Raw genomic sequence first — 12,231 nt, forward strand, 5'->3', positions numbered from 1 at the left:
ATTGATACCTGCAATGGGTCGATACCATTGACACCAGAGTAACAGCCTATTTTAACCATCAGGCCTAGCTCCATAATTAATGCGATTGATATTAATTTTATTCATAAAAAAAAGCCCGTCTAAACGAGCTTTTGATTTCCAAGACCAGTGGCTTAACGAATAATACCTCGACTGGAATTGGCGATGAAATCAGTAAATAGCTTCACTTGCTCATCTTGGGACTCTTCACCCAATGCGGCAATGGCTTCATCGACCGTCAGCCCTTTACGGTACACTGTTTTATAAGCTCGACGCACTGCAAGTTGGCTCTCTTTAGAGAAGCCACGACGCTTGAGCCCTTCGGCGTTAAGACCACGCGGTATCGCAGGCTGGCCAGAAGCCATCACAAACGGAGGCACATCTTGCAAAATAAGTGAGCTACCCGCGGTAAAAGCATGAGCGCCAATATGCACAAACTGATGCACACCCGTCATACCACCTAAAATGACCCAATCACCGACATGAACATGACCTGCAATCGAGGCATTGTTAGCCATGATCACATTATTGCCAACCACACAGTCATGGGCAATATGCACGTAGGCCATAAACAGGTTGTTAGAGCCAATAACGGTTTCGCCCTTGTCTTGAATCGTGCCACGATGAATGGTCACCGACTCACGGATCACATTATTGTCGCCGATAATTAAGCGCGTGGGTTCGCCCGCGTACTTTTTATCTTGGCAATCTTCACCCACGGAGGCGAACTGAAAAATGCGATTGCCTTTGCCCATCACTGTCGGGCCTTTAACCACCACATGAGAACTCAGGTGGCAATCGTCACCAATTTCGACATCGGCACCAATATAGGTCCATGGGCCTATGGTTACATTGTTGCCAATTTTGGCATCGGGATGTACAAACGCTAAATCATCAATCACTGACTAATCTCTCTACGGGCACACATAATCTCGGCAGAACAAACTAGTTCGCCATCGACCTTTGCTTCACCGGTAAACACCCCTATCCCGCGGCGTTCTTTAATCATTTTCACTTCAAAATGCAGTTGATCGCCTGGCTCAACCACACGCTTAAAACGTGCTTTGTCGATACCCGCGAAATAGTAGAGTGCATCATTTGATGGTTCGTCACTCATGGTCTTAAATGCCAATAAACCAGTGGCTTGCGCCATCGCTTCGAGGATCAACACGCCTGGCATCACAGGTTGAACGGGAAAATGGCCCTGAAAAAACGGCTCATTAATAGTGACATTTTTGATCGCGTGTAGTGTTTCGCCTGGGGTAAAGTCGAGGACTCTATCGATCAATAAAAACGGATATCTATGGGGTAAAAACTTTAGGATCTCTTTGATATCCATTGTGTTTAATTGATTTGACACTCAATAATTTCCTTAGCTGCCAAGGGGCACTTAATCTTCGATTTTAACGTTTTTTTCTAACTTTTTCACGCGTTGGAACAGTTCATCTAGCTGTCTAAACCTCACGGTATTTCGACGCCACACCTTGTTTTCCATCGCTACAGTAGCCGAGGAGTATACACCAGGCTCCCTGATAACACTCGTAACGTTTGTACCACCTGATACATGGGTGCCGTCGGCAATGGATAAATGCCCTGCCACCGCGCTACAGCCACCAATGATACAATATTTACCTATGGTGACACTACCGGCAAAAGTTGAACCACCGGCAAGGGCACTGTTTTCTCCGATAACCACATTATGGGCAATTTGCACTTGGTTATCGATGATCACCCCGTCATGGATGATGGTATGATCCAACGCCCCACGGTCAATACTGGTACAGGCACCAATTTCAACTCGATCACCAATGCGCACGCCACCGGTTTGCGGAATGCGGATCCACTGACCGCGTTCATTGGCATAGCCAAAACCGTCAGATCCCAGTACGGTTCCTGAATGGACGATACAATCCTGTCCAAGGTGTACATTGTGGTACACAGTCACATTGGGCCATAAAATCGTATTGGAGCCGATGATAACATCTTGCCCAATAACACATCCCGCGCCTACCTGTACCCGCTCACCCAAAATCACATTGGGGCCAATAACGGCATTCGCGCCAACCGCAACACCTTCGCCTATGGTGGCACTGGCATCAATCACCGCACTTGGGTGTATCGCTTCGGCGGCTTTAGGTGTCGAATCGAGTAACTGTGCTACCCTTGCAAACCCCACATAAGGATCGGCCAGCACGATGGCGTTACCGTTATAATCTGCCGCCATTTTGGGCGACAACAATACCGCCGATGCCGCTGTTCCGGCTAACTGCTGCTGATATTTAGGATTGGCTAAAAAAGAGATCTCACCCTTTTGCGCTTTTTCGAGGGTGGCAACTCGGTTAATTTTAACCGTGTCGTCACCTTGTACCGCAGCATTTAAGTAAACAGCGATCTCTTTTAATGTATAGCTTTTCATTAATCGTTAGCCTTTGCTCAACGCTTCAACAACTTTACTGCTGATATCTGAAGTGGGCTTAACATAGATAGCAGCACCACGCTGCAGTACAACATCATATTGCTCTTTTTCCGCAATGGCGGTGATCGCTTTTTGTACTTCCACTAACAGTTTATTTTGCTCTTCACCGTTACGACGACGCATGTCTTCATCTAAAGCTTTACCTTTTAGTTGTAGCTCGGCTTTGAGTGATTCCATCTTGCGCAACATATCGGTTTTTTGGCTCTCGCTCATTAACGCGGCATCACGCTGCTGCTTCTCAAGCATGCCACGCAACTCGTCTTGCATCTTTTGCACATTAGCCACACGATCGCCAAATTCCGTTTTGAGTGTTTTACTCACGGCTTCGCGCTGCGGTAACTGCTCAAAGACCGCTTGCATATCTACCACGGCAATTTTCTCTGCTTGTGCAGCAATTGGTGCACCTAACAGAACCAAAACCATCATTGCGCGATTAAACATCTTATTCAAAATAAACTCCTTGTTGTCAGCAAAACTTGCCGATTATTTTTATTTAAATTAGTTCTAACTTAGAAAGTTTTACCAATGTTGAACGAGAAAATCTCAGTTTCATCATCTTCATATTCTGTGATTGGCCACGCAAGGCTAAATACCATTGGCCCCATTGGCGACAACCACTGAACACTCATACCCGCTGACGCACGAATGCGAGAAGGATCTGAGTAATCTGCCAGCTCGGTAAACTCTTCAGCTGGCAAGCCGCGATATGAATCATAATCAAATTCAGTATCCCAGACGTTACCTGCATCGACAAAGAAGCTAGTGCGCACAGAGTTAGTATAGGCTTCGTCCAAGAAAGGCGTCGGCACAATAAGCTCAACACTGGCAGTCGCGATGGCATTACCACCAATAGAGCGACCTTGGCTCACTTCGATGCGATTTGGATCGCCAGGCAAGGTACAACCATCACCTGATGGATCTGGTGAACACGGCTCACTGCCACGATACAAGTAGAATGAACGTGGGCCAACAGAGTTCGACTTAAAGCCACGTAGTGAGCTGCTACCACCAGAGTAGTAGTTTTCCCAGAACGGTAAAATCTGATCGTTATCACCAAACTGGCCATACCCATTACCGTAGCCTACACGCGCCTTAGTTAATAACACGAAGCTATGGCTACGGTTAAAAGGCCAGTAGAAGCTGGTGTCAAAGTCGGTTTTAAAGTATTGCAGATCCGAGCCTGGAACCGTCATCTTACCGCTTAAGCGCTGCGATGAACCATCTGTTGGGAAGGTGCCGCGGTTCAACGTACTGCGATACCAGCCAAGATTTAACTCGAAGTTATTGAATGACAGGTCAGCATTTGGGTCATCTTGGTCACGATAGATATTGTAGAATCGCAGCGCCTGTTCATAGGCTGAGATCTCTGAAATACTGTTATGACGGAAACCAATACCACCGTTAATACGATTATATTCGTTGATTGGGAAGCCCGAGTTCAGGGCGACACCGTAAGAGCTGTTTTTATAACGCTCAAGGTTAGCCTCTTGCGCATCAAACTCGTTCCAGAAGATGCTACCACCTAAGCTCACGCCATCCTTGGTAAAATAGGGATCGGTATAAGATAAATTTATATTCTTAGAATATTTGTTGGTATTTAAGTTAATTCCAGCCTGATTACCAGTACCGAGGAAGTTACTTTGCTGAACACCAAACTGCAAGCTGATGCCTGACTCTGTACCATAACCCACGCCCGCGTTAAATGAGCCAGAAGGCTGCTCTTTAACATTGAAGGCGACATCAACCAAATCATCGGTACCAGGTACTTGAACCGTTTGAGTATCCACAGTTTCGAAATAACCTAGACGATTAAGGCGTGCTTTAGATTGTTCTACTTGTGCGGCATTTAACCATGCCCCTTCCATCTGGCGTAATTCACGGCGCAGTACTTCATCTTTAGTGACTTGGTTACCCGTGAAGTTAATATTACGCACATAAACCCGTTTACCCGGCTTAATATTGACATTGAGAGTCACCTCTTTGGTGTCATCATTAATTTCAGGGTAGGTTTTTACTTCAGGATAGGCATAACCAAAACGACCAAGATATTTACCATACATCTCTTCGGTAAAGGTCACATCACCACCATTGTAGGTATCACCCACTTTGATTGGCAAAATGGCCTCCATCACAGCTTCACGGCCCATAAGGTCACCGGTGAGATTGACCTCTTTCACTTTGTACTGCTCACCTTCATCGACGTTAATCGTGATGTACAGTCCTTTGCGATCTGGGGTCATCGCAACCTGAGTCGAGGTCACATCGAAGCGAATATACCCCCGGTTATGGTAGAAGGTTTTGATGGTTTCAAGGTCGGCTTGCAATTTTTGCTTTTGGTAGCGGCGCTCACCAAACAAGTCCCACCAAGCCACATAATCTTTTAATTCCAGCATGCCGATTAGTTCGGCGTCACTAAACACTGTGTTACCCACTACGTTTATCTGGCGGATTTCAGCAGCTAACCCTTCGGTAAACTTAAACTTAAGTTCGACACGGTTACGCGGTAAGTTGATCACCTGCGCTTCGACTTTAGCGCCGTATTTACCCACGCCGTAATAAAAGTCTTGCAGGCTTTTTTCAATCCCGCTGAGCATGGTGCGGTCTAATGACTCACCGACTTTAACGTCGCTGCCATCGAGACTCTCTTGCAGTTGCTCATCTTTAATGTCTTTGTTGCCTTCGAAAGTCACGGCGCTAATGGTCGGACGTTCTTTGACCGTCACCACAAGAACATTGCCATCGCGACCGACTTCAATATGTTCGAAGTTGGTCGACGCGTATAAGCTTTTAATCGCTTGCTGCAGACGCGTTTCATCGACGGTATCACCCACCTTAATGGGGATATTGAGTAGTGCAGCACCTAGTGCAACACGTTGTAAACCTTGTACTTGGATGTCTGTAACTTCAAAAGGCTGGAATGTTTCGGCCCAACCGTTCCCTGATAAAGACGCACCGACTAATAACATCGAGGCAAAAATTTTATTCAATCTCATAGAGCACTTCTAATTATGTGTGTGTCCTTGCTCAGAGTCGGGAAAAATCGTTGAAAAGGGCGATACTCATCAACATTAGCAGCATAGCTGCCCCAAATCTGAATCCAATTTCCTGTACCTTCTCTGGTACAGGCCTGCCTGTGATCACTTCGATGAAGTAATATAACAGATGCCCACCATCCAGCACGGGTAAAGGCAATAAGTTAATAATGCCTAAATTGACGCTGATTAATGCTAGGAATCCTAAAAAGTAAACTAAGCCATAAGTGGCACTACTTCCCGCACCTTGTGCGATTGAAATAGGCCCACTCAGGTTTTTCACCGACACATCGCCAGTAAATAATTTGCCAATCATCTTAATGCTGACTGACACAAGTTGCCACGTTTTATCCGCCGCAACCACAAAAGATTCACCTAAACCATATTCTAACTGTAAACGCATCTCTTCTGGCCATGGTGCTTGAGTGGGTGCAACACCTATCACCCCCTCTATTTGACCATTCTCACCAGTGCGTGATTTTGGCGTCACGGCAAGCTGAAGTGGTTTACCATCACGTTGCACGATTATCTTGACTGTCTTACCCGCTGCCGCTTTTATTTGTTCGACAAACCCATCCCACTGGCTATAGCGCTGGCCATCGATAGCAACCAAGATATCACCGACCCTCAGCCCCGCGGCATAAGCCGCACCATCTTCGCTAACAAAGGCCAAGGTTGGGCTCACTTCTGGGCGATAAATGCCTAACCCCAACGAGGTGATTGGCGATTGTTTTTCTGGGTCAAATTGCCACTGACGGGTGTCGAGACGATAAGTACGCTCTTGGCCCATCAAGCCTGATAGTGGCGCCAAGGTGATATCGATATTATCATCACCAATATGCCCAACCAAGGCATAAGTCACCTCCTCCCAGTTACGGACAGCTTGATCGCCAACGGCAATCACTTGCTGCGGTTGTTTAACCTCAATCACTGCGGCAGGCGTATTAGGCTGGGTGGTTTCAATCACTGGTTTTAATGACGGCACACCAATGAGGTACATGATGTACAACGCAAATATGGCAAAGATAAAGTTAGCCATCGGACCTGCGCCAACAATGGCAATGCGCTGCCAGACTGACTTACGATTAAAGGCTTGAGATTTTAATGCTTCTGGCACATCGTCAACACGCTCATCAAGCATTTTCACGTAACCACCAAGGGGGATCATCGCGACCACATACTCAGTGCCATCGGCCCCTACTTTACGCCAAATCGCTTTTCCAAAACCGATAGAGAAGCGTTCCACTTTAACGCCGCAGCGACGTGCAACCCAAAAGTGGCCATATTCATGGGCCGTGATTAATATGCCTAAAGCAATAATAAAGGAACCTAGGTTCCATAAAAAATCTAGCATTGAGCTCCTTCTTTACTGCTGCACACGTTTAACATGTTCAGCAGCCACTCGGCGAGTTTGATAATCTAACGCCAAAATATCTTCAATCGTATTTAAATTTTGCTTCGCCACCTTGGTTAAGCAAAATTCATTGATATGAGCAATATCGGTAAACCTAATGTTGCCCGCCAGAAACGCGTCGACCGATATCTCATTGGCAGCGTTAAGCACAGTGGTGGCTTCTTGTCCTTGCTCGCAGGCATCAATGGCTAATGCTAAGCAAGGGAACCGGTTAAAATCGGGTTCAAGAAAGCTTAACTGTCCGACTTTGAAAAAATCTAAAGGTTCAACTCCGGCTGAAATTCTTTGTGGGTAGGCCATACAATGTGCAATAGGCGTGCGCATATCGGGGTTACCCATCTGTGCCAGTACCGAGCCATCTTTATATTGCACCATAGAGTGAATGACACTTTGGGGATGTACCACAACTTTGAGCTGCTCTTTACTGGCATTAAACAACCAACGCGCCTCTATATATTCCAGCCCTTTATTCATCATGCTAGCCGAATCGACAGAGATTTTACGTCCCATCGACCAGTTGGGATGTTTACAAGCTTGATCTGGCGTCATGTGCTGCAAAGAAGCGAGCTCGGCATTAAGGAACGGGCCACCCGAACCGGTTAGCAAAATATGTGATATACCAGCATCGGCCAGTTGGCATACGCCGATTTGCTGCTGCACCTCAAAGGGTAAACATTGAAAAATCGCATTATGCTCACTGTCTACTGGCAGCACTTGTGCACCGGAGGTTTGCATCTGATCGATAAACAAACGCCCGGACATCACCAATGATTCTTTATTGGCCAGCAACACTCGTTTACCCGCTTTAACCGCCGCTAAGGTTGAAGGCAACCCTGCCGCGCCCACAATCGCCGCCATCACGGTATCGACCTCACTTGCGGCAACTAAATCGAGCAGTTCATCTTCACCGCTGGAGACTCTGGTGCGCAGTGACGCGGGCAGTTTTTCGGCTAAGGTTTTTGCGGCATCGGCATCGACCATGTGCGCCACGTAAGGCTCATGGATGATGCATAACGCTAGCATCTTGTCGACGCTACGATTTGCCACTAGGGCATGAACCTCATAATCAGCCGGATTACGCTCAATCACACTGAGCGTGCTAGCACCAATTGAGCCCGTGGCCCCAAGAATCACCATTTTTTGCATGGTTACATCCAAAATGCGATATAAATGAGTGTGAACACTGGCAGCGCAGCGGTGAGACTATCAATTCTGTCGAGCACCCCCCCGTGGCCTGGCAAGATAGTACCTGAGTCTTTGATATCCGCGACACGCTTAAACATACTTTCAGACAGATCGCCCACCGCAGACACTAAGGCAACAAACAAGGTGACCACAATCACCAAGCCTAATTCTTGTTCCGGTGACAGCAACATCACAACTGCGACAACAAGCATAGTAGTCAGCAAGCCACCAATGAGGCCTTCGACCGTCTTGGCAGGACTGACATTAGGCATTAATTTATGTTTGCCTAAGGTTTTACCCGCAAAGTATGCGCCAGAATCGGTTGCCCAAACGGTCAGCATCACCAAGAACACTAAGCTGCCACCATAGTAAGGATCGGCCGGCGAACTTAAGGCCTTAAGCGCAACTAATGCAGTAAAACAGGGGATTAATGTTAACTGGCCAAACATCGACTTAAACATGTGGCTCTTAGCCCACAGGGTCGAACTTTTAGGATATGACAATATGAAGAGTAAAGAGATGGCCCACCAACATGCACCAATCACCATAATCGCCAGAAAGATGGGGTGCAAATGGCCTTTAAACCACACCTCATCACTAGGCACAAACAGATTAAGCGCCACCAATAAAATACCGATAGTCAGCGTGAAACTCCACTGGGTGATGTTACAGCGCTTATCGATAATTCGGCCCCACTCTTTAGCAGCGATTAAAAACACTGCCACCAGTGCCCATGAAAAATACTCCACAGGGAAAAAGAATATGGCCCCCATCACTAATGGGATTAACCATACTGCTGTTATTATTCTATGCTTTAGCAAAACTTTCCCTCTTATAATTTATTGCTCAGCCTGTAGCGTCTCAATTTGCGTGCCCGTTAATCCAAAACGGCGCTGACGCGAAGCAAATACCGCGACGGCTTCTTTAAAGGCTTGCTCGTCAAAGTCGGGCCAAAGCACCTCAGTAAAGACTAACTCTGCATAAGCTGCCTGCCAGAGTACAAAGTTACTAATGCGAAAATCTCCACCCGTGCGGATCATTAAATCAACTTCCGGCTGATTTTGCATGCATAAATGCTGACTTAACGCCTCTTCAGTGAACTGACTGCTGCTCATTTCGCCAGATTCAACCTTTTGGGCTAAGGTTTGGGCCGCTTGCATGATGTCCCAACGACCACCGTAGTTGGCGGCGACGTTTAAGATTAAACCGTCATTATCGGCAGTTTGTGCCATTGCCGAAGCAATTTGCTTTTGCAACCGAGGAGAAAAACGACTGATATCGCCAATGATATTAAGGCGCACACCATTGTTATGAAGTCGCTTTAACTCCCGTTGTAACACGGTAAAAAACAGTTCCATCAACAAACTAACTTCTTTGTCGGGCCGACGCCAATTCTCACTGGAAAATGCAAACAAGGTCAATGAACCGACGCCCATTTCACGTGCGGTACTCACCGCTCGACGGACGGCCTTTACCCCAGCTTTATGCCCAATCACCCTCGGCTTACCTTGGGCTTGCGCCCAACGCCCATTGCCATCCATGATAATAGCAACGTGCTTAGGTATAGACAGCTTAATCAGCTCAGCGAGTGTTTCATCAGCTAACTCTGAGCCAGATTGAGATTCGATCGACATCTATTACAACCCTTAAAAATAGCAAACGCCGTGTAGTATACCCCTACACGGCGTGTTAACTCTAGTGACTAAGGCAGCAGATTAGACTTCCATCAACTCTGCTTCTTTTGCCGCCAAAATTTCATCGATCATTTTAATGTGCGCATCGGTAAACTTCTGAATTTCATCTTCGCTGCGACGTACATCATCTTCGGTACATTCTTTTTCTTTCTCTAATGCTTTCACATCTGAGTTGGCATCACGACGCACGTTACGGACCGCAATACGACCGTTTTCAGCTTCAGCACGAACCACTTTAATCAGATCTTTACGACGCTCTTCAGTCAATGCTGGCAGCGGAATGCGGATAGTGGTACCGGCAGACATAGGGTTAAGCCCCAAATCTGAACTCATGATAGCCTTCTCTACCGCTGCTATCATAGTTGAGTCAAAAACGCTGACCGCTAGGGTTCTTGAATCTTCAATCGATACGTTACCCACTTGCTTTAGCGGCGTTAGTGAACCGTAATAAGGTACCTTGATAGAATCAAGTAGGCTCGGATGTGCACGACCTGTACGCACTTTAGCCATTTGTGCTTTAGTCGCTTCAACACATTTACCCATGCGCAGTTTCGCATCTTCTTTGATTTCATTAATCACGTTTAATATCCTTTTTGCTTACTAAATTTACGTTAGTATAAATCGTATTTATTCGGCTGATTTTACGCGGCTACTTTTGATCATGGTGCCTTCATGGTCACCCATAATAACACGGCGCAGCGCACCAGGCTTATTCATATTGAACACTAAAATTGGCATGTCGTGATCTCTTGCCAGTGTAAATGCAGCAAGATCCATCACTTTTAATTCTTTGTCTAGTACTTCGTCGTAACCCATTTCGTCATATTTAACGGCTTCAGGGTTCTTCACTGGGTCATCAGAATAGACGCCATCGACTTTGGTACCCTTAAGCACGACTTCGGCTTCAATCTCAATACCGCGCAAACACGCTGCAGAGTCTGTGGTACAAAATGGATTACCGGTACCGGCCGCAAAAATCACTACTCGACCCGATTTAAGCAAGCTAATCGCTTCAGCCCAGTTATAATCGTCACACACACCTTTAAGCGGTATCGCTGACATCAGGCGCGCGTTTACATAAGCACGGTGCAATGCATCACGCATTGCCAAGCCATTCATCACTGTGGCCAACATGCCCATGTGGTCACCAACGACACGGTTCATACCGGCTTGCGCTAGCCCTTCACCACGGAACAGGTTACCACCACCGATCACAACACCAACTTGAATACCAAGCTCAACCAACTCCTTAACCTCTTGTGCCATACGATCGAGTACTTTAGGGTCGATACCAAAGCCTTCTTCGCCCATCAGGGCTTCGCCACTCAGTTTAAGAAGAATACGTCGAAAAGCGGGTTTGGGGTTTGTGCTCATAGTTATTTGTCCTGATAAATGCTGGTGGGTATGTTACCAATTATATCGAAAAAAATGCAGGCTGTGACAATCTAATTGGCATAATAAAACCGCAGCGATTGCTGCGGTTTTTAGGGTATCAAAAAAGCGGCGATTACGCCTTAGAAGCAGCGATTTGTGCAGCTACTTCAGCAGCAAAATCTTCTTCTTTCTTCGCGATACCTTCACCAACTTCTAAACGAATGAAGTTTGTCACAGTAGCGCCTTTCTCTTTAAGAATCTCACCAACCGTTTTCTTTGGTTCCATGATGAAAGCTTGACCAGTAAGAGATACTTCACCGGTGAACTTCTTCATACGACCAGCAACCATCTTCTCAGCGATCTCTTGAGGCTTGCCTTCATTCATCGCGATTTCGATTTGGACGGCTCTTTCTTTCTCAACCACATCAGCTGGAACGTCTTCTGGGTGCACATACTCAGGCTTAGAAGCTGCTACGTGCATTGCGATGTGCTTAAGTGTTTCTTCGTCAGCTTCACCCGTTACAACAACACCGATACGCTCACCGTGACGGTATGTAGCAACGTTAGTACCATCGATGTACTCAACGCGACGTACGTTGATGTTTTCACCGATTTTAGCCACTAGTGCAACACGCGTTTCTTCGAACTGTGCTTTTAGGTCTTCAACAGTTACTTTAGATGCAGCTGCAACGTCAAGTACTGCATTAGCGAATGCTAGGAAGTTACCGTCTTTTGCAACGAAGTCAGTTTGACAGTTAACTTCTAAAAGTGCAGTGAAACCTTCGCCTTGCTTAATAAGGATAGTACCTTCAGCAGCGATGTTACCCGCTTTCTTAGCAGCCTTAGCAGCACCGCTCTTACGCATGTTTTCAATCGCTAGCTCAATGTCACCATTGGTTTCAGTTAGCGCTTTTTTACAATCCATCATGCCAGCGCCAGTGCGCTCACGTAGTTCTTTAACTTGGGCAGCAGTAATTGCCATTGTTAAATCCTCTATAGGTAAATCTACAAATCAAATGATATAAAACAGGGGCCTTA

12 protein-coding genes are annotated in these 12,231 nt (G+C 46.4%); all 12 read right to left on the reverse strand.

What is annotated here, in order from left to right; genetic code table 11:
* Positions 1–152: 152 nt before the first annotated feature.
* The 12 genes from lpxA to tsf all read right to left on the reverse strand — a co-directional run bounded on the left by lpxA (position 153) and on the right by tsf (position 12,175).
* Positions 153–920 carry an acyl-ACP--UDP-N-acetylglucosamine O-acyltransferase gene (lpxA, locus tag DVO77_RS06620; RefSeq protein WP_110458621.1) on the reverse strand — a complete coding sequence of 256 codons (768 nt, stop codon included), beginning with the start codon at positions 918–920 and terminating at the stop codon, positions 153–155.
* Positions 917–1,378 (reverse strand): 3-hydroxyacyl-ACP dehydratase FabZ, encoded by a 462-nt coding sequence (fabZ, locus tag DVO77_RS06625; protein WP_110458620.1) that lies wholly within the window; start codon positions 1,376–1,378, stop codon positions 917–919. Before fabZ ends, lpxA begins: the two co-directional genes overlap by 4 nt.
* 30 nt (positions 1,379–1,408) lie before the next feature.
* The gene (lpxD, locus tag DVO77_RS06630) at positions 1,409–2,434 is read right to left on the reverse strand and encodes a UDP-3-O-(3-hydroxymyristoyl)glucosamine N-acyltransferase (RefSeq protein WP_110458619.1); all 1,026 of its coding nucleotides are present in this window, start codon (positions 2,432–2,434) and stop codon (positions 1,409–1,411) included.
* A gap of 6 nt (positions 2,435–2,440) precedes the next feature.
* Positions 2,441–2,935, reverse strand: coding sequence for an OmpH/Skp family outer membrane protein (locus DVO77_RS06635; protein ID WP_110458618.1), 495 nt, complete (start codon positions 2,933–2,935; stop codon positions 2,441–2,443).
* Between the two features lie 68 nt (positions 2,936–3,003).
* Positions 3,004–5,487 (reverse strand): outer membrane protein assembly factor BamA, encoded by a 2,484-nt coding sequence (gene bamA, locus DVO77_RS06640; protein ID WP_110458617.1) that lies wholly within the window; start codon positions 5,485–5,487, stop codon positions 3,004–3,006.
* Between the two features lie 31 nt (positions 5,488–5,518).
* A complete protein-coding gene (gene rseP, locus DVO77_RS06645; RefSeq protein ID WP_119977791.1) occupies positions 5,519–6,880 on the reverse strand; it encodes a sigma E protease regulator RseP in 1,362 nt (453 codons plus the stop codon).
* Positions 6,881–6,892: 12 nt separating this feature from the next.
* Positions 6,893–8,086 (reverse strand): 1-deoxy-D-xylulose-5-phosphate reductoisomerase, encoded by a 1,194-nt coding sequence (gene ispC, locus DVO77_RS06650; RefSeq protein WP_119977792.1) that lies wholly within the window; start codon positions 8,084–8,086, stop codon positions 6,893–6,895.
* A 2-nt stretch (positions 8,087–8,088) separates the two neighbouring features.
* Positions 8,089–8,946 carry a phosphatidate cytidylyltransferase gene (locus DVO77_RS06655; protein ID WP_119977793.1) on the reverse strand — a complete coding sequence of 286 codons (858 nt, stop codon included), beginning with the start codon at positions 8,944–8,946 and terminating at the stop codon, positions 8,089–8,091.
* An 18-nt stretch (positions 8,947–8,964) separates the two neighbouring features.
* Entirely contained in the window at positions 8,965–9,759 is a 795-nt protein-coding gene (uppS, locus tag DVO77_RS06660; protein ID WP_110458613.1) for a polyprenyl diphosphate synthase, read from the reverse strand.
* Between the two features lie 81 nt (positions 9,760–9,840).
* On the reverse strand, positions 9,841–10,398 hold the full coding sequence (frr, locus tag DVO77_RS06665) for a ribosome recycling factor (RefSeq protein ID WP_110458612.1): 558 nt from the start codon (positions 10,396–10,398) through the stop codon (positions 9,841–9,843).
* A 48-nt stretch (positions 10,399–10,446) separates the two neighbouring features.
* A complete protein-coding gene (gene pyrH / locus DVO77_RS06670; protein ID WP_110458611.1) occupies positions 10,447–11,193 on the reverse strand; it encodes a UMP kinase in 747 nt (248 codons plus the stop codon).
* 133 nt (positions 11,194–11,326) lie between these two features.
* A complete protein-coding gene (gene tsf / locus DVO77_RS06675; protein ID WP_110458610.1) occupies positions 11,327–12,175 on the reverse strand; it encodes a translation elongation factor Ts in 849 nt (282 codons plus the stop codon).
* Between the last annotated feature and the right edge of the window lie 56 nt (positions 12,176–12,231).

Origin of the sequence: Shewanella algidipiscicola, from assembly GCF_003605125.1 — a bacterium.
Classification (GTDB): domain Bacteria; phylum Pseudomonadota; class Gammaproteobacteria; order Enterobacterales; family Shewanellaceae; genus Shewanella; species Shewanella algidipiscicola.

Coding starts and splice junctions, on each gene's coding strand:
- pyrH (WP_110458611.1), bottom strand. CDS start 11,193: ATGAGCACAAACCCCAAACCCGCTTTTCGACGTATTCTTCTTAAACTG.
- uppS (WP_110458613.1), bottom strand. CDS start 9,759: ATGTCGATCGAATCTCAATCTGGCTCAGAGTTAGCTGATGAAACACTC.
- bamA (WP_110458617.1), bottom strand. CDS start 5,487: ATGAGATTGAATAAAATTTTTGCCTCGATGTTATTAGTCGGTGCGTCT.
- rseP (WP_119977791.1), bottom strand. CDS start 6,880: ATGCTAGATTTTTTATGGAACCTAGGTTCCTTTATTATTGCTTTAGGC.
- ispC (WP_119977792.1), bottom strand. CDS start 8,086: ATGCAAAAAATGGTGATTCTTGGGGCCACGGGCTCAATTGGTGCTAGC.
- tsf (WP_110458610.1), bottom strand. CDS start 12,175: ATGGCAATTACTGCTGCCCAAGTTAAAGAACTACGTGAGCGCACTGGC.
- DVO77_RS06635 (WP_110458618.1), bottom strand. CDS start 2,935: ATGTTTAATCGCGCAATGATGGTTTTGGTTCTGTTAGGTGCACCAATT.
- lpxD (WP_110458619.1), bottom strand. CDS start 2,434: ATGAAAAGCTATACATTAAAAGAGATCGCTGTTTACTTAAATGCTGCG.